Annotated in this window: 24 protein-coding genes and 1 pseudogene; 15 read left to right on the top strand and 10 right to left on the bottom strand. The window is 72.6% G+C overall.

Going from position 1 to position 20036, the window contains the following annotated elements; genetic code table 11:
- Positions 1-30: 30 nt before the first annotated feature.
- The 3 genes from RAN62_RS34590 to RAN62_RS34580 all read right to left on the bottom strand — a co-directional run bounded on the left by RAN62_RS34590 (position 31) and on the right by RAN62_RS34580 (position 2379).
- Complete coding sequence (locus RAN62_RS34590; protein ID WP_305789047.1) at positions 31-534, bottom strand: putative immunity protein; 504 nt, start codon at positions 532-534, stop codon at positions 31-33.
- A 16-nt stretch (positions 535-550) separates the two neighbouring features.
- Complete coding sequence (locus RAN62_RS34585) at positions 551-1531, bottom strand: LysR family transcriptional regulator (RefSeq protein ID WP_305789046.1); 981 nt, start codon at positions 1529-1531, stop codon at positions 551-553.
- A gap of 176 nt (positions 1532-1707) precedes the next feature.
- A complete protein-coding gene (locus RAN62_RS34580) occupies positions 1708-2379 on the bottom strand; it encodes a hemerythrin domain-containing protein (protein ID WP_369077230.1) in 672 nt (223 codons plus the stop codon).
- Here RAN62_RS34580 and RAN62_RS34575 point away from each other — a divergent pair.
- Entirely contained in the window at positions 2366-3676 is a 1311-nt protein-coding gene (locus RAN62_RS34575; protein WP_305789045.1) for a M20/M25/M40 family metallo-hydrolase, read from the top strand. The two genes, RAN62_RS34580 and RAN62_RS34575, sit on opposite strands and share 14 nt — an antisense overlap.
- A gap of 43 nt (positions 3677-3719) precedes the next feature.
- Positions 3720-4394 carry a hypothetical protein gene (locus RAN62_RS34570; protein ID WP_305789044.1) on the top strand — a complete coding sequence of 225 codons (675 nt, stop codon included), beginning with the start codon at positions 3720-3722 and terminating at the stop codon, positions 4392-4394.
- Between the two features lie 208 nt (positions 4395-4602).
- On the opposite strand, the gene RAN62_RS34565 is transcribed toward RAN62_RS34570, so the two are convergent.
- Both RAN62_RS34565 and RAN62_RS34560 read right to left on the bottom strand, forming a co-directional pair.
- Positions 4603-4794, bottom strand: coding sequence for a DUF5703 family protein (locus RAN62_RS34565; RefSeq protein ID WP_305789043.1), 192 nt, complete (start codon positions 4792-4794; stop codon positions 4603-4605).
- A 40-nt stretch (positions 4795-4834) separates the two neighbouring features.
- Positions 4835-5818 (bottom strand): aldo/keto reductase, encoded by a 984-nt coding sequence (locus RAN62_RS34560; RefSeq protein WP_305789042.1) that lies wholly within the window; start codon positions 5816-5818, stop codon positions 4835-4837.
- A gap of 162 nt (positions 5819-5980) precedes the next feature.
- Between RAN62_RS34560 and RAN62_RS34555 the strand changes: the two genes are divergently transcribed.
- From RAN62_RS34555 to mshC, 5 genes are all read left to right on the top strand, one after another.
- Positions 5981-7033 carry an LLM class F420-dependent oxidoreductase gene (locus tag RAN62_RS34555; protein WP_305789041.1) on the top strand — a complete coding sequence of 351 codons (1053 nt, stop codon included), beginning with the start codon at positions 5981-5983 and terminating at the stop codon, positions 7031-7033.
- Positions 7034-7035: 2 nt separating this feature from the next.
- Positions 7036-7716, top strand: a complete 681-nt coding sequence (locus RAN62_RS34550) for a histidine phosphatase family protein (RefSeq protein WP_305789040.1) — start codon at positions 7036-7038, stop codon at positions 7714-7716.
- A gap of 109 nt (positions 7717-7825) precedes the next feature.
- Complete coding sequence (locus tag RAN62_RS34545; protein WP_305789039.1) at positions 7826-8428, top strand: DUF3090 domain-containing protein; 603 nt, start codon at positions 7826-7828, stop codon at positions 8426-8428.
- Positions 8425-9240, top strand: a complete 816-nt coding sequence (locus tag RAN62_RS34540; protein WP_305789038.1) for an SCO1664 family protein — start codon at positions 8425-8427, stop codon at positions 9238-9240. The genes RAN62_RS34545 and RAN62_RS34540 overlap by 4 nt, the downstream gene beginning before the upstream one ends.
- 86 nt (positions 9241-9326) lie before the next feature.
- The gene (gene mshC, locus RAN62_RS34535; protein WP_305789037.1) at positions 9327-10565 is read left to right on the top strand and encodes a cysteine--1-D-myo-inosityl 2-amino-2-deoxy-alpha-D-glucopyranoside ligase; all 1239 of its coding nucleotides are present in this window, start codon (positions 9327-9329) and stop codon (positions 10563-10565) included.
- A 37-nt stretch (positions 10566-10602) separates the two neighbouring features.
- Here mshC and RAN62_RS34530 read toward each other — a convergent pair whose 3' ends face one another.
- Positions 10603-11397, bottom strand: coding sequence for a GntR family transcriptional regulator (locus tag RAN62_RS34530; protein WP_305789036.1), 795 nt, complete (start codon positions 11395-11397; stop codon positions 10603-10605).
- A gap of 113 nt (positions 11398-11510) precedes the next feature.
- Between RAN62_RS34530 and RAN62_RS34525 the strand changes: the two genes are divergently transcribed.
- Positions 11511-11717, top strand: a complete 207-nt coding sequence (locus RAN62_RS34525) for a hypothetical protein (protein ID WP_305789035.1) — start codon at positions 11511-11513, stop codon at positions 11715-11717.
- A gap of 100 nt (positions 11718-11817) precedes the next feature.
- Positions 11818-12171, top strand: coding sequence for a hypothetical protein (locus tag RAN62_RS34520; RefSeq protein WP_305789083.1), 354 nt, complete (start codon positions 11818-11820; stop codon positions 12169-12171).
- A 24-nt stretch (positions 12172-12195) separates the two neighbouring features.
- On the opposite strand, the pseudogene RAN62_RS34515 reads toward RAN62_RS34520, so the two are convergent.
- Positions 12196-13047: pseudogene (locus RAN62_RS34515) on the bottom strand (GntR family transcriptional regulator); the annotation flags it as partial.
- 116 nt (positions 13048-13163) lie between these two features.
- Between RAN62_RS34515 and RAN62_RS34510 the strand changes: the two are divergent.
- Together RAN62_RS34510 and RAN62_RS34505 are read left to right on the top strand one after the other, a co-directional pair.
- The gene (locus RAN62_RS34510) at positions 13164-13928 is read left to right on the top strand and encodes an ABC transporter ATP-binding protein (protein WP_305789034.1); all 765 of its coding nucleotides are present in this window, start codon (positions 13164-13166) and stop codon (positions 13926-13928) included.
- Positions 13925-15178 carry an FtsX-like permease family protein gene (locus RAN62_RS34505; protein WP_305789033.1) on the top strand — a complete coding sequence of 418 codons (1254 nt, stop codon included), beginning with the start codon at positions 13925-13927 and terminating at the stop codon, positions 15176-15178. Before RAN62_RS34510 ends, RAN62_RS34505 begins: the two co-directional genes overlap by 4 nt.
- 48 nt (positions 15179-15226) lie before the next feature.
- On the opposite strand, the gene RAN62_RS34500 is transcribed toward RAN62_RS34505, so the two are convergent.
- Complete coding sequence (locus tag RAN62_RS34500) at positions 15227-16096, bottom strand: PAC2 family protein (RefSeq protein ID WP_305789032.1); 870 nt, start codon at positions 16094-16096, stop codon at positions 15227-15229.
- Between the two features lie 186 nt (positions 16097-16282).
- Here RAN62_RS34500 and RAN62_RS34495 point away from each other — a divergent pair, with 186 nt between their 5' ends.
- Positions 16283-16486: a DNA-binding protein gene (locus RAN62_RS34495; RefSeq protein WP_305789031.1), complete on the top strand. Its 204-nt coding sequence runs from the start codon at positions 16283-16285 to the stop codon at positions 16484-16486.
- On the opposite strand, the gene RAN62_RS34490 is transcribed toward RAN62_RS34495, so the two are convergent.
- Together RAN62_RS34490 and hpt are read right to left on the bottom strand one after the other, a co-directional pair.
- Entirely contained in the window at positions 16447-16986 is a 540-nt protein-coding gene (locus tag RAN62_RS34490; RefSeq protein ID WP_305789030.1) for a pyridoxamine 5'-phosphate oxidase family protein, read from the bottom strand. The genes RAN62_RS34495 and RAN62_RS34490 overlap by 40 nt on opposite strands.
- On the bottom strand, positions 16983-17531 hold the full coding sequence (hpt, locus tag RAN62_RS34485; RefSeq protein ID WP_305789029.1) for a hypoxanthine phosphoribosyltransferase: 549 nt from the start codon (positions 17529-17531) through the stop codon (positions 16983-16985). Before hpt ends, RAN62_RS34490 begins: the two co-directional genes overlap by 4 nt.
- Before the next feature lie 149 nt (positions 17532-17680).
- On the opposite strand from hpt, the gene RAN62_RS34480 reads away from it, so the two are divergent.
- The 3 genes from RAN62_RS34480 to RAN62_RS34470 all read left to right on the top strand — a co-directional run bounded on the left by RAN62_RS34480 (position 17681) and on the right by RAN62_RS34470 (position 19998).
- Positions 17681-18334 carry a hypothetical protein gene (locus RAN62_RS34480; protein WP_305789028.1) on the top strand — a complete coding sequence of 218 codons (654 nt, stop codon included), beginning with the start codon at positions 17681-17683 and terminating at the stop codon, positions 18332-18334.
- A gap of 75 nt (positions 18335-18409) precedes the next feature.
- Positions 18410-19357 carry a CDP-alcohol phosphatidyltransferase family protein gene (locus RAN62_RS34475; protein WP_305789027.1) on the top strand — a complete coding sequence of 316 codons (948 nt, stop codon included), beginning with the start codon at positions 18410-18412 and terminating at the stop codon, positions 19355-19357.
- Positions 19358-19452: 95 nt separating this feature from the next.
- A complete protein-coding gene (locus tag RAN62_RS34470) occupies positions 19453-19998 on the top strand; it encodes a hypothetical protein (protein ID WP_305789026.1) in 546 nt (181 codons plus the stop codon).
- Positions 19999-20036: the final 38 nt, after the last annotated feature.

Below are 20036 nucleotides of genomic sequence, written 5' to 3'. Positions count from 1 at the left end.
AGCCCCCGGCCCACGTGGCCGGGGGCTCTGTCAGTCCTCGAACACCGACCAGCAGATGTCGTTCCGCAGTCGCTGATCGTCGAGCACCAGCTCCCGGATCGGCGCCGGCAACCGCTCCCGCTGCCACCGGCACTCGGCCCGGCCCGCGCCCTCGCCCCGATCGGCCCGCACGGCCTTGATCGCGTACGCGGCCGCGCCCAGCTCATGCGCGGCAACGTGCGCGACGACGGCGGCCTGCCCGGCGGCGTACGCGGCGAATCGTGAAGCCCCGCCCAGGTCCCGCGCCGCCCCCATCGCGTGCCCGCCCACCGCCCGGGTCTCCATCATCTTCCGCTCGCCCCGAGCCCACGCCCGCGCCGCCTCGATCGCCTCGCCCGGCCGCGCATCATCCGGCCGCTCCGCCACGAACAGCCCGAGCACATGCTCCGCACAGTCGGCCGCCCACAACGCCAGCAACCGGTGATCGTCGTCGGTGAGCGTCCCGCCCCGCCGGACCGTGACGAACCGCCGGTCCCGCTCCTTCGGCAGAATCACGATGCCAGATGCATCGTCAGACGGCGGCGAGTTGTTCGACGCCCAGGTCCGGGTGGTCCTGGCGCCATTTCAGATAGAGCGGATTCCGGGCCGAGGCGTCCAGGTAGGCCTCGGCCGCCATCTCGAGCAGGCGCGGGGCGACCTGGGCGGCGGGGCTGTCCGGGTGCCAGCCCAGCAGCTGGCGCCAGCGCAGGGGAGCGCCGCGCAGGGGGCGGGTGACCAGGCCGCTCGGCGGGCGGAAGGCGTGCTGGCAGAGGGCCAGGGCGACGCCCGACTCGGCCATGTCGACGCAGCCCCGGATGTCGGTCTCGAAGATGCGACGGGGGGTGAAGCCGGCCCGGGCGCAGGCGGCGGAGAAGCAGTCGGCGAAGCAGCCCTCGCCCGGCCCGGCGACCCACTTCTCCTCGGCCAGGTCGGCCAGGTCGACGTCGAGACCCTGGGCCTGGGGATGGTCCTCGGGCATGAGGATGCAGATGCCGTCGACGGCGATGCTCTGCCACGTCAGGCCGTACTCGGGATTGGGGGTGGTGTTGTGCCCGCACGTGCCGATCTGGATGAAGTCCAGCTTGCCGGCCTGGGTGAGCGAGGCGAGCTCGTCCTGCGAGTACGACGCGAACGTGCTGATCTGCGCGTCCGGCTGCGCCTCGGACAGGCGCTGGACCATGCCGCCGACGACCGGGCCGCCGATCGAGCCGATGCGGTAGCGGCCCATCGTGGTGTCCGAGCCGGACCCGGCCAGCCGGGCGGCCTCGTCCTGCAGGCCCTTCATGGCCGGCAGCAGCACCCGGGCCCGGGAGAGCACCAGCTCACCCAGGGCCGTGGGGCGTGCCCCGCGCCGGTCCCGCTCGAACAGCGGTCCGCCGAGCGTGCGCTCGATGCGTTGCAGCTGGGCGGTGAGGGCCGGCTGGGCCAGTCCGAGCAGCGACGCAGCCTTCGTCACGCTGCCCGTCTCCGCGATGGCCACAACCACCTTGAGATGCCGCAGCTCCAGGTTCATAGCGTGACGGTAGGACGTTTGCCGGATGAGGGCTAGACCTTCGGCCGACCAAAGATCCCCCAGATATGACAAACGGGTAAAGCAAAAGGACAGAAGTTACCAATCAGTACGGCCATCGATCACCGTCTTATGACCTTGACTCTTTGCCATTGACGGATGTCTTGTTGTGTGCCTGGTCAGAGATCCTTCGGGTACGTCGTCCGCCGCCCCACGACGTCGCGAACCTTGTCCACGAGGGCGACCGCCGGGTCCACCACCTTGTTCCACGGCGGGGTCACCGGGGTGCCCGGGTGGGGCCGGGTCGGCGCCGCTTCCAGGGCCGTCTCGAAACGGTTGCCCAGCCGGATCAGGTCCTCGATTCCGGCCAGCCGTTCGAGCAGGGGAATCAGCTCCCCGGATGCGGCCCCCGAGTGCCTGCGCAGCCGGGTCAGCAGGCCCGCGGGGTCGCCGGAGCCCTCGAACAGGCGCAGCTCCTCCAGCATGGCGCGGTCCTCGGCCAGTTCCCGCGTCACCAGCTCCGGGCCGTCCGGGACCACGTCGCGGACGGCGGGATAGAGGTACTGCTCCTCGGCGGAGAGATGCCGGGCGACCGACGCGACGAGCACCTGGGCGATCGTCGCCCGGCGCGCGGCGTCCGTACCGTCGGCGGTGAGCTCCTCGGCCAGGGCCAGCAGCTCGCGGTGCTCGCGGGCGACCACGTCGGTGATCGCGATGCCGGTGGTCTCGCCGCCGACCGGCGGCAACGGGGGAAGATGGGCGGTCACGGTGCCGGGGTTACCCGCCCCGGTGAGCCCGCCAAACTCGCGCCGGTCCGGATGCTGGTAGGAATAGCGGATGGAACCGATCACCGCCGCCGACGAGGTCACCGGCATCTGCCGCGACCTGCTCCGGATCGACACCAGCAACACCGGCGACCCGCGGACGACCGCCGGGGAGCGCGTGGCGGCCGAGTACGTCGCCGCGCAGCTCGCCGAGGTGGGTATCGAGTCCGTCCTGCACGAGTCGGCGCCGAAGCGGGCCAACCTCGTCGCCCGCATCCCGGGCCGCGACCCGTCCCGGGGCGCCCTGCTCGTGCACGGTCACCTCGACGTCGTGCCCGCGGACGCGAGCGAGTGGTCGGTGCACCCCTTCTCCGGCGAGGAGAAGGACGGCTACCTGTGGGGCCGCGGCGCGATCGACATGAAGGACTTCGACGCGATGATGATCGCGACGGTCCGGGAGTGGCAGCGGACCGGCGTCGTCCCGCCGCGCGACATCGTGCTCGCCTTCACCGCCGACGAGGAAGCCGGCATGGAGTACGGCTCCCAGTTCCTCGTCCGCGAGCACGCCGGCCTGTTCGAGGGCGTCACGGAGGCGATCGGCGAGGTCGGCGGCTTCTCCTACACGGTCAACAAGGATCTGCGGCTCTACCTGGTCGAGACGGCGGAGAAGGGCATCGACTGGCTGCGCCTGCACGCCAAGGGCCGCCCGGGGCACGGCTCCTTCGTCCACGACGACAACGCCGTCACCGCCCTGGCCGAGGCCGTCGCCGCGGTCGGCCGGCACCGGTTCCCGATGGTGCTCACGCCCACGGTCCGCGCCTTCCTGGAGCAGGTCTCCGACGCGCTGGGCATCGAGCTCGACCCGGACGACCCCGAGCTGGCCATCGCCAAGCTCGGCCCGATCGCCAACATCATCGGCGCGACCGTGCGCAACACGGCCAACCCGACGCGCCTCGAGGCCGGTTACAAGGACAACGTCATCCCCGGTACGGCCTCCGCGACGATCGACTGCCGCACGCTGCCCGGACAGGCCGAGGCGTTCCTCGAGCAGTTCCGGGAGCTCATCGGGCCCGACATCGAGATCGAGCACGTGTCGCAGCAGGACGCGGTCGAGACCAGCTTCGACGGGGCGCTCGTCGACGCGATGGGTGCCGCGCTGCGCGCCGAGGACCCGGGCGCGCGGGCGGTCCCGTACATGCTGTCGGGCGGCACCGACGCCAAGGCCTTCAGCACCCTCGGCATCCGCTGCTTCGGCTTCGCCCCCCTGAAACTCCCCGCCGACCTGCCGTTCTCCTCGTTGTTCCACGGCATCGACGAGCGCGTCCCGGTGGAGGGACTACAGTTCGGCGTGCGTGTGCTGGACCGCCTGCTGCGGTCCAGCTGAGCCGCGTTCTTCCCCGCTCGACGTTGAGAGGACCTCACCAACCATGACCGACGACCAGCACGCGGAGCTCGATGCCGCCCTCGACCGGGTCGTGGAGGCCGCCAAGCAGCACCTGGCGGCGGTCAAGGCCGCCCAGGGCCGGGTGGACGACGACGACGTCTGGAAGGCGTACGTCACCCTGAACAACGCCTCGTTCGCCTACGACGAGCGGCTGCTCGACGCGTTCGGCGAGGTTACACCGTGGGACGTCGAGTCGATCGACCCCGACGAGGCGGACGCCCGCTTCGCCGCCACGGCCGGCGTCCTCGACGGCTCCGGCGACCCCTACGCCCAGGTGATCTCGGTCCGCCAGCGGCGCGACTACCGGGTCCCCAGCGTCACGGCCCTGCTCCGCGTGGCCGACGAGGCCCGGAAGAACCTCGTGCCCGCCGACGAGGAGGCCGAGCCGATCGAGTCCGTCGGCGAGGCGGTCCTCGAGCTGCTCCAGGCCGGCGACGGCTCGCTGGGCGCGCTGGACGTGCCCGAGCTCGAGCCGCTCGACGGGCTGCTCACCGTCTCGGAGATCAAGGAGCCGCTCGACCTGGAGGCCTTCCCGGACGAGGACGGCGCCGGCCCCTTCGCCCCGGCGCCCGACGACCAGCTCGTCGGCAGGCTCGACGAGCACCCGTTCCTCCCCGACGAGGACGACGAAGAGGACCACAGCGGGCACAACCATTAAATGGCCCTCGCTTCGCTTCGGCGGGCACTGCGCCCCCGAAGCCGATGACTTGGGCACCCACAGATCACCGAAGAAACCCACTTCGCTGATCTTGGGCACCCAAGTCATCGACGGGCGCAGCGCAGGGGCTGGCGTGGCTCCTCTGCACCGTGAGTCGTGAGTATGTGAAGCGCGGCGCGTCCCTTCGCCAGGGGCGCGCCGCGCTGCTTCATATCGAGAGTCCCGGCTGGGGGGTGTCCCGCACCTTGCGGCGGAGCATCACCTTCCGGGAGCCGTCCCGGTAGAGCTGGACCCGGGCCAGCTCCCACCCCGAGAACTCCGCTTGGATCGCCAGCTGCGCCGCGGCGGTCAGGCGATCGACGTTCGACGGCAACCGCAGTGGCGCGTACTCGTAGTCCATGGCGTCTAATATGCGCCGCCACCCGGCGGGTGACCAGTGTTCACGCCCCGGGGCCGGTGAGGCCCTCCCGCTCGGGGTAGCCGACGGTGAGCGCCGACACGTCGTCCAGGGCCATGGCGATCTCCGCCGGCAGGGTGAGGTCCTCGCTCCGGAGGGCGCCCTGCAGCTGACCCGCGGTGCGGGCGCCGAGGATGGGCGCGGTGACGCCGGGGCGGTCGCGGATCCACGCCAGCGCCACCTCGAGCGGCTCGACGCCCAGGCCCGCGGCCGCGGTGACGACCGCCTCGACGATGCTGGAGCTGCGCGGCTCGAGGTAGGTCTGGACGAAGGGCGCCAGGTGGTCGGTGGCGGCGCGCGAGTCGAGGGGGCGGCCGTTGCGGTATTTGCCGGTCAGCACCCCGCGGCCCAGGGGCGACCAGGGCAGCACCCCGATGCCCAGGGACGCGGCGGCGGGCAGGACCTCGCGCTCGATGCCCCGCTCGAGCAGGCTGTACTCCACCTGGGTGGCGACGATCGGCGCCCGGCCCGGATAGGCGCGCTGCCAGGTGGCGAACTGCGCGGTCTGCCAGCCGGCGAAGTTCGACACGCCGACGTAGCGGACCCGGCCGCTGCTCACCGCGTGGTCGAGGGCGCCCAGCGTCTCCTCGATCGGCGTGTGGGCGTCGTACCCGTGGAGCTGCCACAGATCGACATAGTCGGTGCCGAGGCGGCGCAGGGAGGCGTCGAGGGTGCGCAGCAGGTGGCCGCGCGAGCTGTCGCGGCGGCGGTAGCCCCCGAGCCCGGCCTTGGTGGCGATGATCACGTCCTCGCGCGCGACGAGATGCCCGAGCAGCGAGCCGATCACGGCCTCGGCGTCCCCGTCGGCGTACACGTCGGCGGTGTCCACGAGGGTGCCCCCGGCGTCGAGGAACGCCTTGAGCTGGGCGGCGGCGTCGTCGGGGTCGGTGTCGCGGCCCCACGTCATGGTGCCGAGCCCGAGCCGGGTGACCGCCAGCCCGCTTCGGCCGAGCGGTCTCTGCTGCATTCCTGAACCTTATTCAGCGAAGACCACCCGCGGAACGCACATAAGACCGTGATCACCTGTGCGTTCGGTCGGGAAGGCGACGCAAGTCGCGGAAGATCACTCTCGGTGGTGAAGTAGGTTCGTACTCGCGGAGCATCGGTGCCCCGCGGAACGGGAGGACCCGTGCGGCTCGGATTCAGCCTCGGCTATCAGACCTCGTGGACCACGCCCGCCGATCATCTCGCCATGGCGCAGGAGGCCGACCGGCTCGGCTACTCGGTGGTGTGGGCGGCGGAGGCGTACGGTTCGGACTCGCCCACCATGCTCGCCTGGATCGCCGGGCAGACCGAGCGGATCGACATCGGCGCCGCCGTCATGCAGATCCCGGCGCGCAGCCCCGCGATGACGGCCATGACCGCGGCGACCCTGGACACGCTGTCGGGCGGCCGCTTCCGGCTCGGCCTCGGGGTGTCCGGCCCGCAGGTCTCCGAGGGGTGGCACGGGGTCCGCTTCGCCCAGCCGCTCGGGCGCACCCGGGAGTACGTCGACATCGTCAAGCTGGCGATCGCGCGCAAGCCCGTCGCCTATGACGGCCGGCACTACCAGTTGCCGCTGCCGGACGGGCCCGGGAAGGCGTTGCGGCTCGGGTTTCATCCGCCCCGGGGTGCCGTACCCATCTATCTCGCGGCCGTGGGGCCGAAGAACCTGGAGCTGGCCGGGGAGATCGCCGACGGCTGGCTGGCCATCTTCTTCGCCCCGGACGCGGCGGGGGAGCACCTGCGGCACATCGAGCACGGCCGGGCCAGGTCCGGGGCCGGGCTGACCGGTTTCGACGTCTGCCCGACCGTGCCGGTGGCGATCGGGGACGACGTCGCCGCGTGCGCGGACCTGATCCGGCCCTACGCCGCGCTCTACGTCGGCGGGATGGGCAGCCGCGAGCAGAATTTCTACAACCAGCTGGCGGTCCGCATGGGCTACGGCGCGGAGGCCAAGCGGGTGCAGGACCTCTATCTGGATCGCAAGGTGCGCGACGCGGCGGCCGCCGTGCCGCAGGAGTTCATCGAGCGCACCTCGCTGGTCGGGCCCAAGGACAAGATCATCGAGCGCATGCGCGAGTACGCGGCGGCGGGCGTCGGGACGCTGTCGGTCGCCTTGTACGTGGGCGACCGCGAGAGTGGCATCGCGACGTTGCGCACCGTGGCCGAGGCGTACGAGGCGTCCGGGGTGGCGGAGTAGTCGTGGCCACTCTGCTGCTTCTCCGCCACGGGCGGACCACCGCGAACGCGACGGGTGTGCTGGCCGGCCGGCAGCCCGTCGAGCTGGACGAGACCGGGCGCGCGCAGGCCCGGCGGACCGGGGAAAGGCTGCAGGGGCTCCCCGTGGCGACCGTCGTGACCAGCCCGTTGATCCGGTGCCGGCAGACCGTCGAGCTGGCGCTGCCCGAGGCGGTGCCGGCGCTCGACGAGGGCCTGATCGAGTGCGGTTACGGCGACTGGGAGGGCAAGCCGCTCAAGGACCTCGCGCAGGAGCCGCTGTGGCAGGTCGTCCAGCAGCATCCGAGCGCGGCCGTCTTCCCGAACGGCGAGGCGATGGCGGCGATGTCCGCCCGGGCCGTCGCGACCGTACGCGCCTGGGACGCGAAGGTGACCGCCGAGCACGGCCCCGACGCGCTGTGGGTGGCGTGCAGCCACGGCGATGTGATCAAGGCCATCGTGGCCGACGCGCTCGGGCTGCATCTCGACCAGTTCCAGCGGCTCGTGGCCGATCCCGCGTCCGTGGCCGTGATCAGATACACGCCGACGCGGCCGTTCGTCGTGCGCCTCAACGACGCGTCCGATCTGTCCGGTCTCGTGCCGCCGAAACAGACGGCCACCTCGGGCGACGCGGCCGTCGGCGGGGGCGCCGGGGGTGGCGTCTGACAACGGGTTGTGACGGTCGTGTTACCGCTGGGTACGCGCGCATTGCGCCCTCGGCGAACCGGCCCGGTGCGCTGCGCGCTCGCGCGTGCGGGCGGATAGGGTCGTTCCTATGACCCACCAGGTGCATGCCTTCGAGCCGCCGGAGCGGTTCGTCGCCGGGACGGTGGGCGAGCCGGGCGACCGCACGTTCTTCCTCCAGGCGCGAGGGGGCGGGCGGGTCGTCAGCGTGGCGCTGGAGAAGGTCCAGGTGTCGTTGCTCGCCGAGAAGCTCGAGGAGCTGCTCACCGAGGCGAGCCGCCGCTTCGGCGTCAAGCTGCCGGAGCCGTCCCCGCTGACCGTCAACGACAACGAGCCGCTCGAGACCCCCGTCGACGAGGAGTTCCGCGTCGGCACGCTCGGGCTGGCGTTCGACGTCGACACCGCCACGGTCGTCATCGAGGCGATCGAGGTCGGCGAGGGCGACGCCGAGCCCGAGCTCGTCGAGGACGACGACGATTCCCCGGTCGGCGACGACGAGGACGACGACGAGGACGACGAGCCCGACGACGACCTCGACCGGCTCCGCGTCCGGCTCACCCCCGAGGCCACCCGCGCGTTCATCGACCGGGCCCGCCGCGTGGTCGCCGCCGGCCGCCCGCCGTGCCCGCTCTGCGGCCAGCCGCTCGACCCGGCCGGCCACCTCTGCCCCCGGCAGAACGGCTACCACCGGTGACAGCCGAGCCGGCCGCCGTGCTCGCCGAGGAGCAGGCCCTCGAGCTGCTCTCCCGCGGCTCGCTGGAGCTGGAGGGCCGGCTCGTCGACGCGTCCAACACCACGCTGCGCGCGGAGATCACCCTCGACGGGCTGACCCGGCGCTGCGTCTACAAGCCGGTGCGGGGTGAGCGCCCGCTCTGGGACTTCCCGGACGGCACGCTGGCCGGTCGCGAGATCTCGGCGTTCCTGGTCTCGCAGGCGACCGGCTGGGGGCTCGTGCCGCCCACGGTCCTGCGCGACGGGCCGCTGGGGACGGGCATGTGCCAGCTGTGGATCGACGAGCCCGGCGACGCCTCGTCGCTGATCGGCTTCGTGCCCGCCTATGACATCCCCGAGGGCTGGATCGCGGTGGCCAACGCGCGGGACGAGGACGGGGACGCGTACGCGCTGGCTCATGCGGACGATCCGCGCCTGGCCCGCCTCGCCGTGCTCGACGCGGTGATCAACAACGCGGACCGCAAGGGCGGGCACGTGCTCTACGCCCCCGACGGCCGGATCCACGGCGTCGACCACGGGGTGTCGTTCCACGTGGAGAACAAGCTGCGCACGGTGCTGTGGGGGTGGACCGGCAAGCCCCTGCCGGACGAGGCGACGGAGATGCTCTCGCGGCTCGTCGCCGAGCTCGACGGCGGTCTGGGTTCGCGCCTCGAGGAGCATCTGACGCTCACCGAGGTGCAGACCGCGCGGACCCGGGCGCGGCGGTTGCTGCGGCGGGGCAAGTTCCCGCAGCCGCCGCAGGACTGGCCGGCTGTGCCGTGGCCGCCCGTCTGAGCTTTCGTCCCTCCACCGGCCCGCCGTCCTGAGGCTTTACTCACGTCGTCCGGCTTCGGTACGCCGCGCTGGATAGGCTTCTGCGCATGGATGCTTGGACCGGGCACGAGGTGCCGTCGCTGCCGGGCCGCGGGGCCCTGCCGGAGCTGTTCGACTCGGCCCGCCGCGAGGTCGCCCCGACCGCTCCGGGCGCGACCGCGACGATGTACGTGTGCGGCATCACGCCCTACGACGCGACCCACCTCGGGCACGCCGCCACGATGATCACGTTCGACCTGGTCCAGCGGCTGTGGCGCGACGCCGGCGTCGCCGTGACGTACGTGCAGAATGTCACCGACATCGACGACCCGCTGCTCGAGCGGGCCACCCGCGACGGCGAGGACTGGATCGTGCTCGCCATGCGCGAGACCGCCCTGTTCCGCGAGGACATGGAGGCGCTGCGGATGATCCCGCCGGCGCACTACGTCGGCGCGGTCGAGTCGATCCCGCGCATCGCCGGCCACGTCCGCGAGCTGATGGTGGGCGGGGCGGCCTACGCGCTCGAGGACGGCACCGGCGACGTCTACTTCGACCTGGCGGCCGCGCCCCGCTTCGGCTACGAGTCCAACCTCTCCCGCGAGGAGATGCTGGTCCTGTCGGCCGAGCGCGGCGGCGACCCCGCGCGGGAGGGCAAGCGCGACCCGCTCGACCCGCTGCTCTGGCGCGGCGCCCGCGACGGCGAGCCCGCCTGGGACGGCGGCGACCTCGGCCCCGGCCGCCCCGGCTGGCACATCGAGTGCGCGACCATCGCCCTCGGCCTGCTCGGCACCACCATCGACGTCCAGGGCGGCGGCAGCGACCTGCTCTTCCCGCACCACGAGTGCTCGGCCGCCCACGCCGAGCGCCTCACCGGCGACGCGCCCTTCGCCCGCCACTACGTCCACGCGGGCATGATCGGCCTCGACGGCGAGAAGATGTCCAAGTCCAAGGGCAACCTGGTCTTCGTCTCCCGCCTCCGCGGCGACGGCGTCGATCCCATGGCCGTGCGCCTGGGCCTGATGGCCGGCCACTACCGCTCCGACCGCACCTGGACCGACGACGTCCTCAAGGACGGCGAGAAGCGCCTGGCCCGCTGGCGCTCCGGCGCCTCCGCCCCGTCCGGCCCGTCGGGCGAGGGCCTGCTCGCCGCGGTCCGCGAGGCGCTGCGCCACGACCTCGACACCCCGGCGGCGCTGGCCCTGGTGGACGCCTGGGCGGACGCCGCGGCGAGCGGCGTGGGCGACGACGCGGACGCCCCCGCCCTGATGGCGCAGACGGTCGACGCCCTGCTCGGCGTGCGTCTCTGACGGAGGCTCCCCAGCGACGCCCCGTCCGGAACGGACCTCAGGCCAGGCTGAGGCCGGAGTCCGCCGGGTCGGGGTCGGGGGTGGGGGCCGGGATGCGGTACTCCTCGGTGAGGGTGGTCATCGGGCCCGGCCAGGTGGCCTGGGCGACCTCGATCGGCTTGCGGGTCTCGTCGAAGGCGACGTGGAGCAGGTGCAGCACCGGCGTGTCCGGGCGGATCTGCAGGATCTCCGCCTCCTCGCGGCTCGGCTGGCGGGCGCTGATCGTGTCGGTCGCGGAGGCGTAGCGGCGGCCGATGGCCTCCTCGGCTTCCTGGTAGAGGGGGCGGCCGTAGGCCTCGAGGCGCTCGAGGGAGGTGCCGGAGGCGTCGGTCACGCGGAACCAGGAGGCGCCGACCTCGACGGTGGCGTCATCGGTGCGGACGATGTGCCGGCGGACCAGGAGCTCGGTGCCGTCGCGGACTCCGAAGGCGTCGGCGACCTCGGCCGGGGCGGGTTCGCGGCCCACGGCGGTCAGGCGCTGGCTGTAACGGGCGGCCAGGTCGGCGTGATAGCCGCGGTGCACGCCGTAGCGGCCGCGGGAGAGGCGGTTGAGGCGGCGGCGGGTGCCCCGGACGTACGTGCCGGAACCCGGCTTGGTGATCAGGATGCCCTCGACCCGGAGCTGGTCGACGGCGCGCTGGACGGTCTGCTTGGCGACGCCGAACATCTCGGCCATGGCGGGGATCGACGGCAGGCGCTCGCCGGGCTGCCAGTCGCCGCGGCGGACCCGCTCCTTGAGCTGGTTCGAGATCTGCCGGTGGGGGAACTCCGCGGCGCCGGGGTTGATCGTCATGCCGCGACCTCCTTCACACTAGGTTCCTAGGATGCGCCGACGCGGGCCCCCGGGTCGAGCGACACGCCGTATATCGATCGACCGGGCGGGGTCCGAGCGGGCAGGATCGGGGCATGCTGAGGCTGGACGTCGCGCAGGCGGAGCTGTTGAGGCCGGTCTACCGGAGTCACGTGTCGACCCGGGTGATCGACCGGCTCGCCGCGGTCTTCGACAAGCCCCGTGACCCCGCCCTGTGCCGCGGGCGCCGGCGGGACGGGTGGCCCGGAGCGCTGCGCCGTCGCGCCCCGGCCCGGCGCGCGCCCTGGCCCCGCCGCCCCTGAACCAAAGGACCCCTGGCTCCGCCGCCCCCTGAAACAGAGAACCCCTGGCTCCGCCGCCCCTGAAACAAAGGACGCAGCGACGCCGCTAGGCTCTGCGACCATGGAAGCTCTCCGGTTGATCCTGCTCTACCTTCACCTGATCGGCTTCGCGCTGCTGCTCGGCGGCGGGATCGCGCAGTTCGTCACCGGCAAGCTGCGGATCAACCCGGCCATGCTGTGGGGCTCGATCATCCAGGTGATCACCGGTCTCGGGCTCGCGGCGCCCCTGCGCGGCGGCGGCGACAACGAGCCCGACCCGGCCAAGCTCGCGGTCAAGGGCGTCATCGGCGTCCTGATCTTCATCATGGTGGTCATCCCGTGGCGCAAGAAGCGGGAGAACGTCGCCCGCGGCCACTTCATCGGCATCATCGCGCTGACCCTGGTCAACGCCGCGGTCGCCGTTTTCTGGCGATAGGCGGAACAGCAGCGCGAGACCGTCGAGCAGGCGGTCGAGCCCGAAGCCGAACAGCACGTCCAGGTCGAACTCGGCGCCCGGCCCTGTGATCGTCGCGGCGAGCAGCGGCAGGTCGGACCCGGCCAGCGCCGCCGCGTAGCGCTCCCGCTGGGTGAGCATCCACTGGTGGTCGGTGAGCCCGGTCTCCCGCCGGGCGTCGGCTTCCGCGCCGAGGCTGACCGCTGTGCCGCGTACGTGATTGGCGATCATGACCGCCGCCCGGAAGCGGGTGGCGGGGCCGAGTGCCGCCAGGGCCCGCATCGTGTATTCGGTGTGGGCCATCGCGTGCCGGGCGGGCAGCGGCCGGGTGAAGGAGACGGCCTCGGCGAGCCAGGGGTGCCGCCGGTACATGGCCCACTGGAGCCGGGCGCCCGCCTCGACGCAGGCCCGCCAGCCGTCCCGGTCCGGGGTGAGCGTGGGCGGCGGGTTCGCGGCGAAGACGCTCTCCATCATGAGCAGCAGCAGCTCTTCCTTGTCGGCGACGTGCCGGTAGAGCGACATGGTCGGCAGGCCCGCCTCGGCGGCGACCCTCCGCATCGACAGCCCGGCCATCCCCTCCGCGTCCGCCACGCGGATCGCCGTCTCGACCAAGCCCGGGCGCGCCGGCGACCGCCGGGGCCGGGGCGGGGTGACGGGCGTCACCACGGTGCCGACGCCGGGCACCGCACGCACCAGCCCCTGCTCCCGCAGCCACGCGAGGGCCTTCGTCGCCGTGGCCATGGCGACGCCGTGCTGCGCGACGATGTCCCGGGTGGACGGCACCCGGTCGCCCGGCCGCAGCGCGCCGGCGGCTATCCGGCCGGCGATCTCGTCGGCGATGCGCCGGTACGCAAACATGCCCCACCTCCCGGTGTACTAGTGCACTGAGGCTACCAAGAGGGGTGCTGGCACCACTGTGGCCTCCACTCCGGACTTCGTACGGTGTACCCACTCGACACGAGGGGGACAGAGCGATGACCGACGCCGTACGGGTGGAGGAGCTCTACCAGACCTACGCAGGCCGGGGCACCGGGGCCGCCGTGACCGCGCTCGACGGGGTGACCGCCGCGTTCGCCGCGGGCACCTTCACCGCTGTCATGGGGCCGTCCGGCTCGGGCAAGTCCACGCTGCTGCGCTGTGCCGCGGGGCTGGACGAGCCGGCCGCCGGGCGCGTGTTCCTGGGCGGAACCGAATTGACCGGAGCCAACGACACCGTACGCACGAAGCTGCGCCGCCGCCGCGCCGGTTTCGTGTTCCAGGACTACAACCTGGTGCCCGCGCTGACCGTGGTGCAGAACATCGAGCTGCCCCTCCGGCTGGCCCGGCGCCGCCCCGACCGCAAGGCCGTCCTGGCCACGGTGGAGCAGCTGGGGCTGGCGGACCGGCTGGACGACCTGCCCGAGCTGTTGTCCGGCGGCCAGCGCCAACGCGTGGCGATCGCCCGGGCCCTCGTGGCCGGGCCGGACGTGATCTTCGCCGACGAGCCGACCGGCGCCCTCGACCTGCGCAGCGCCCGCGAGGTGCTGGGGCTGCTGCGGGCCACGGTGCGCGACTTCGGCCGTACGGTCGTCATGGTCACGCACGATCCGGTCGCCGCCGCGGCCTCGGACGCCGTGGTGTTCCTGGCCGACGGCCGGCGGGCGGGCGAGCTGCGGGCGCCCACCGCGGATGCCGTCGCCGCCCGGCTCACGCACCTGGGCGACGCCGCCCGCGACCGGAAGCTGGAGGTCGTCGCATGATCGCCGTCGCCTGGCGCAGCCTCCGCCACCGGCCGGGCGGGTTCGCCGCCACGTTCCTGTCCGCGTTGCTCGGGGCGACGCTGCTCACGGCGTTCGCGTCGCTGATCGACACCGCCGCGGGGGCGGACGCGGCCAGCGCGGAGTCATTGATCACGACAGCGTCGGTCGCGGGCGGCTGGTGTCTCGTCATCGTCGTCTTCGCGGTGACGTCGACGCTGGGACTGTCGGTGCGCCGGCGGGCCGAGGAAGTCGCGCTGTTGCGGCGTACGGGCGCCACCCGCGGCCAGGTGCGCCGGATGATCGTCGGCGAGGCGGCGCTCGTGGCGCTGATCGCCGCGACCGTGGCAGTCCCGGGCGGGCTGCTGCTCGGGCGGGTGCTGCTCGCACTGTTGCACGACACGGGACAGGTGGCGGAGGCGGTGGGCTACGAGTTCGGGCCGATCGCGCTCGCGGCCGGCTTCGGGGTGACGCTTCTGGGGTCATTGATCGCGGCGGTCGCGGCTGAGCGGCGTACCCGGGAAGGGGTGCGGAAGGACCGGCCCCGCACCCGGCGGATCGCCGCCGGGGTGTTTCTCGCGGCCGGCGTGAGCTGCGGCATCGTCACGGCGACCGTGATGAGGGGGAAGGGCATCGACGCGATGCAGACCGCGGGACAGGCGGGCATCTGGGCGTCGATCGGGCTGGCGCTGCTGGCCCCGGAGCTGCTGCGAGCGGTGAGCGCCCCGCTGCGGCCGATGGCGAGGAAGCCGGCTGGCGCGGTGATGCCCGTGACACTGTTCAGCGGGATCGCCACGGGCACGGTGATCATGCAGGAGACCGAGGACCGCGCGGCGGCCGGGACGATCGTGCCGGACTTCGCCGCCGACATCCAGACGCTCAACTACACCGTGGTGGGCATGATCACGCTGTTCGTCGCCGTGATGCTCGTGAATACATTGATCGCGGCGACCACGGGCCGGCGGCGGGAGTTCGCGCAGCTGCGGCTGGCGGGGGCCACGCGGGGCCAGCTGACGGCGATGGTGGCTCTCGAGGGTGCGCTGGCGGCGATCACGGGAGTGGCGGCGGGGTCGGTGGCGGCGCTGTGCACGATCGTGCCGTTCGCCCTGGCGCGTACGGGCGTGGTGTGGCCGCAGCCGTCCCCGTGTCCCTATCTGGTGATCGTCGGGGTGGCCCTGACCCTGACCGGCGCGGCGCTGCTGGGCACCACCCGGCGGGTGATCGCCGGGCCGGTCCCGGCGCTGCTTTCCTGAAGACGGGCCGGCGCTCCTGTGAGGGAGGGCCGGCCCGGCGTCAGAACCTCACCAGGACCCGGCGGTCGGGCCGGCCGACCCGCCCCGGCGCCGCAGGTACTTCTCGAACTCGCTCGCTATCTCGTCGCCGGTCAGCGGGGTGATGCCCTCGTCGCCGACGCGTTCCTCCAGCTCCCGGACATATTCGCCGAGCTCCGCGTCCTGCTCGGCGGCCGCGCGCACGCGCTTCTCCCACTCGTCGGACTCCTCGGCCAGGTCGGCCAGGGGCACGGGCAGGTCGAGCACGTCCTCGAGCCGGCTGAGCAGGGCCAGCGTCGCCTTGGGGCAGGGCGGGTTGTTCGCGTAGTGCGGGACGTGCACCCAGAACGAGAGCGCCTCCAGGTCGGCGTGGTTCGCCGCCTCCTGCAGGACGCCGACGATGCCGGTCGGGCCCTCGTAGCGGGTGAGCGCCAGTTTGTACTTCTCCGCCAGCCCCTCCTTGCTCGCGCTGCCGCTGATCGGCAGGGGCCGCGTGTAGGGAACGTCCGCGAGCAGCGCCCCGAGCAGGATGATGCGGTCGACCTCCAGGCTGTGGCAGACCTCGAGGATCTGCTCGCAGAAGGTGCGCCACTTCATGCTCGGCTCGATGCCCCGGATCAGGACGACGTCACGCTCGGTGCCGGGCGGGCTGGCCACGCTGAACCGGGTGGTGGGCCACTCGATCTTGCGGGTCTCGCCGTCGGCCATGGTCGTGGTCGGCCTGCTGACCTGGAAGTCGTAGAACTCCTCCGGGTCGATGGTGGTGATCTCGCGGGCCTGCCACACCTGCTCGAGGTGCTCCACCGCGGCCGTCGACGCGTCGGCGGCGTCGTTCCACCCTTCGAAGGCGGCGATCGCCACGGGGGAGCGCAGCAGGGGTAGGCCGTCGAACTCTGTCACGGTGCCAACCTTTCGTACCTCGATACCCCGCCAGCCTACGTGCCGCGATCGGATCCCACCGCGCGGCCGCGCCGCGCCTCCCCGGATGCCGCCCAAGGTGAAACGGGCCATTCGCCCACGTTTCCGGCCGAACGGTGCGGTGCCGATAGTCCCCTGACCACACCGGGTTTGGAACCATGCTTGGGCATGGGAAAGTTCCTGATGGGTGCGCGCGAGATCGAGGAGCGGCTGGGCGTGAGCCGTCAGCGGGTCCAGCAGATCGCCGCGGCCGCCGACTTTCCCGAGCCGTACGACGAGCTGGCCATGGGCAAGGTCTGGCGCAAGGCCGACATCGAGGTCTGGATCGGCCGTTACCGCCCGCAGGACATGCTGGCCGACGAGGAGCTCTGAGCCCAGAACTGCCGCGGCGCGAAGCCGTCCCGCCGCAGCCAGTGCTCGGTGTAGACGATCCGGTCGGCCGGGATCAGCACCAGCGGCCCGAGCGGCGGCTCGTCCAGCGGCCGGGAGCGCTCGACGTGGTCGGACTGCCACCGCACGGCCGGCCAGTGCTCCTCGAACTCCGCGTCGCCCGGCGCCAGGACCCGGGCCCGCCCGAAGACCTGCGCGCCCCGGCTGCTCGCCTGCCCGACCAGCGGCGCGAAGACGCCCACGGACACGCGCGGGTCGGCGGCGATGTTGCGCAACTTGGGCGTGCCGGGCGCCGCCGTGACGATCAAGGTGAATCCGAGATGGAAGTAGCGCATCGGCGTGGCGAGCGGCCCGGCCGGCCCGGCGGTGGCCAGCACGCACATGTTCTGCGAGCTGAGCAGGTTGAGGATGCGCTCCTCGAGCCGCTCGCGGGGCAGCCGCGCGGTGGGCGACGGCCCGGCCAGCCAGGGGTTCGTCGTCACGTCACGGCGCTCGGGGCGAGGATCGCGGCGCAGCGCAGGTTGCGGTAGCGGGCGCGGTAGTCGAGGCCGTAGCCGACGATCAGGCCGGGCGGAACCTCGAAGCCGACGTAGGCCGGGACGTCGAAGGCCGGGCTGTCGGGCTTGCGGAGCAGCGCGCACACCGCGACCGACGCCGGGTTGCGGGTGCGGAGGTTGCCCAGCAGCCAGGACATGGTCAGGCCGGTGTCGACGACTGTCTCGACGATGATGACGTCGCGGCCCTCGATGTCGAGGTCGAGGTCCTTGAGCAGGCGCAGCGAGCCGGAGCTGCGCTTGCTCGTCGTGTAGGAGCGCAACGCCATCCAGCCGATCTCGACCTGCGTCTCGAGGGCGCGGGCCAGGTCGACGGTGAAGGTGGCGGCGCCGCCGAGGACGCCGATGAGCACGATGTCGCGGCTCGCGTAGTCCTTGGCGATCTCGCGGGCCAGCTCGCCGACGCGGGTGAGGATCTGCTCCTCGGTCAGCAGCACCCCGGCCAGGTCGTCCGCGACGTGCTCGGCGTCCACGCGTGCCCCCGTCCCGGCCGTCCGGCCGACTCGTCCGCCGCATCCTGACACGGCGGGCGGGACGAGCCAACCACCGCTGTCCCACACACGGGGTACGCCGGTTGGGCCGATCGCCGGACACCCGGCGTCCCAGCAGCCACACTGCGACCATGGGCAGGACGGCGATGGCCCTGTATGTGATAGCGGTCACCGCCCCGGTCGTCGTGGCCCTGGGCTGGCGGCTGGGCCCCGCACGGCGCCGGGCGGCCGGGGTGGAGCGCCGGCTGACGTGGGTGCTGGCGGCGTCCGGGCTCGCGGTCACCCCGGTGGCGCACGGCCGCGGACCGGTGCGGGCGGCGGACGGCACGTGGCGTTACTCACGGAGTCTGCTGCTGCGCGACGTGCCCCTGGCGTGGCCGGAGCTCGCGGCCACGCAGGAGGACTTCTGGACGCGGGCCGGGCTGCGGGTCCGGCGCGGCGAGGCGGCGCCCGGTCTGGAGGCTTGCGACACCCGGGGGTACGTCCTCCGGCTCGCCCCGGCGCCCGGCTTCTTCGGTGACGCGATCCTCGAAGCGGCCTCCCCGCCCCTGGCGACGCTCGGCTTCCTCGGGGGAGTGGGCGCGGTGGGTGCCCCGGTGGCGCTGGGCGTCGCGGCACTCTTGCTGACTGACGGCAACGGTACGGCCACAGCCCTGCGCCTGGTGGCCCTCGCCGAGCTGGTGACGGGGCTGTTGTGCCTGCTCAGCAAGCCGTACCGGGGGACCGGGGCAGGGCTCGTGGTGGCCGCGCTGCCGGTCCTCGCCGTTCTCCTCGAGTTCACCTGATCTCGGGACTTGCGCGGGCTCGTACGATGCCAGTCGTCTCTTATTCACGTAATGGTCATCTGGGTGGAGTTGGGCATGGCTGAACGGTTCACGCTGAGTGAGATCCGCGCGCGCACGTACAAGGAGCGCGACGCGTGGTGGACCGTGCTCCTGGTCGATCCGCTGGCCTCGCGGCTGGTCCAGCTGGTCGCCCCGCTGCGCTGGGTCACGCCCAACCTGGTGACCACGGGCGCCTTCGTGCTGGGGGCGGTCGCGGCGTGGTTCTTCGCCCTCGGCGACTACAAGTGGCTGGTCGCCGGCGCGATCGTCTTCCACTTCAGCTTCGTGCTGGACTGCATGGACGGCAAGATCGCCCGGCTCAAGGGCAACGGCTCGCTCTTCGGCGCCTGGTTCGACTACGTCTTCGACCGGCTCCGCGTGGTGGTCTGCGCGGTGGCGCTCATGGTCGGCCAGTACGCGAAGACCGACAACATCGCGTTCCTCTGGCTCGCCGGTGTGGTCATCTTCCTCGACATGTTCCGCTACCTGAACGCCCTGCAGATGGGCAAGGTCAAGGGCGACATGCGGCGCCGGCTCGAGGCCGCCCGGCTCGAGGCGGGCATCGCGCCCGAGCCCGCCCCGGCCGATGACGCGCCGGTGGTCAGCGCCGCCGAGGCCGACTTCCGGCAGCGCCACGGCACCTTCGCGAAGCTGCGCGAGGCCCTGGTCAAGCGCCGCATCCGGGCGCACGTGTTCAGCGGCATCGAGTTCCAGATGTTCGTCTTCATCGTCGCGCCGCTCACCTCGCTGGTGCTGCCGGTGACGATCCTGGCCTCGGTGCTGCTGCTGGCCTTCGAGCTGCTGCTGATCTACAAGCTCTACTCGGCGACCCAGAACTACTACCGCGAGCTGGCCAAGATCCCGGCGCCCGTCGCGGCCGGTCTCGCGCCGGCGGTCGCGGACCTGGACGACGAGGACGCCGTGGTGGACGTGGTGGACGAGGACGACACCGTCGTGCTGTCGCAGATCCCCGCCGCCCACTGAGCTTTTCGCTCCTCCCGGCCCGTCGCCCGTTCCCGGGCGGCGGGCCGTTGCTCGTTCTCGGGTGGCGGGCCGGACATTTCACGCATAATGGCGGAGTGGAGGATCACCCGCTCGAGGTCGGCGAGGACGCGACGACGTTCTTCCAGCCCCGCGGCATGGTCTTCGTGACCATGCTCTGGGTGATCGCGCTGGTGTGGGTGTGGTGCGTGGCCGTCTATCTCGGCGTGCGGGCGGCCCTGGGCACGTACCCGTCGGGGGCCGACATCCCCTGGATCGCCGAGATGCTGCTCATCGCGCCCGTGGTGACTGCGAGCCTGGTGCTGCTCGTCGCCTGGAACAGGCTCGGCTGGCTCAAGAGCTCGGTCCTCGGCATCGACTTCGGCGCCACCGGCCGCCACGGCGTGCACATGCCCTGGGACGCGATCGCGTCGGTCGGCCTGCGCCGCTGGGGGCCCTTCACCGAGCTGGTGATCACCCCGTCGAGCCTCGACGCGGTCACCGAGCTGCCCGGCCCGGGCCGCAAGCCGCGGATGCTGCACCGGGCGGGCCACCCCGCCTTCGTGGTCGACGTGGGGCTCATGTCCCCGGGCCCGGACGTCCTGCTGGCGGAGCTGCACCGCCGCATTCCCTCGCGAGTCTGACTTCCCCTTGACGCCGTCGCCCGGCCTGCCTATGTTTA

Origin of the sequence: Symbioplanes lichenis (assembly GCF_030709675.1) — a bacterium.
Taxonomy (GTDB): domain Bacteria; phylum Actinomycetota; class Actinomycetes; order Mycobacteriales; family Micromonosporaceae; genus Actinoplanes; species Actinoplanes lichenis.
The sequence above is the reverse complement of the archived record's forward strand: the minus strand, read 5'-3'. Positions and strand labels throughout refer to the sequence as shown.

Bases quoted from the DNA above. Each gene is read 5' to 3' on its own strand.
- RAN62_RS34525 (WP_305789035.1), top strand. From the start codon at position 11,511: ATGCTGAGGCTGGACGTCGCGCAGGCGGAGCTGTTGAGGCCGGTCTAC.
- RAN62_RS34495 (WP_305789031.1), top strand. From the start codon at position 16,283: ATGGGAAAGTTCCTGATGGGTGCGCGCGAGATCGAGGAGCGGCTGGGC.
- mshC (WP_305789037.1), top strand. From the start codon at position 9,327: ATGGATGCTTGGACCGGGCACGAGGTGCCGTCGCTGCCGGGCCGCGGG.
- RAN62_RS34520 (WP_305789083.1), top strand. From the start codon at position 11,818: ATGGAAGCTCTCCGGTTGATCCTGCTCTACCTTCACCTGATCGGCTTC.
- RAN62_RS34510 (WP_305789034.1), top strand. From the start codon at position 13,164: ATGACCGACGCCGTACGGGTGGAGGAGCTCTACCAGACCTACGCAGGC.
- RAN62_RS34575 (WP_305789045.1), top strand. From the start codon at position 2,366: ATGGAACCGATCACCGCCGCCGACGAGGTCACCGGCATCTGCCGCGAC.
- RAN62_RS34570 (WP_305789044.1), top strand. From the start codon at position 3,720: ATGACCGACGACCAGCACGCGGAGCTCGATGCCGCCCTCGACCGGGTC.
- RAN62_RS34475 (WP_305789027.1), top strand. From the start codon at position 18,410: ATGGCTGAACGGTTCACGCTGAGTGAGATCCGCGCGCGCACGTACAAG.
- RAN62_RS34545 (WP_305789039.1), top strand. From the start codon at position 7,826: ATGACCCACCAGGTGCATGCCTTCGAGCCGCCGGAGCGGTTCGTCGCC.
- RAN62_RS34480 (WP_305789028.1), top strand. From the start codon at position 17,681: ATGGGCAGGACGGCGATGGCCCTGTATGTGATAGCGGTCACCGCCCCG.
- RAN62_RS34565 (WP_305789043.1), bottom strand. From the start codon at position 4,794: ATGGACTACGAGTACGCGCCACTGCGGTTGCCGTCGAACGTCGATCGC.
- RAN62_RS34560 (WP_305789042.1), bottom strand. From the start codon at position 5,818: ATGCAGCAGAGACCGCTCGGCCGAAGCGGGCTGGCGGTCACCCGGCTC.
- RAN62_RS34530 (WP_305789036.1), bottom strand. From the start codon at position 11,397: ATGACGATCAACCCCGGCGCCGCGGAGTTCCCCCACCGGCAGATCTCG.
- RAN62_RS34585 (WP_305789046.1), bottom strand. From the start codon at position 1,531: ATGAACCTGGAGCTGCGGCATCTCAAGGTGGTTGTGGCCATCGCGGAG.
- RAN62_RS34505 (WP_305789033.1), top strand. From the start codon at position 13,925: ATGATCGCCGTCGCCTGGCGCAGCCTCCGCCACCGGCCGGGCGGGTTC.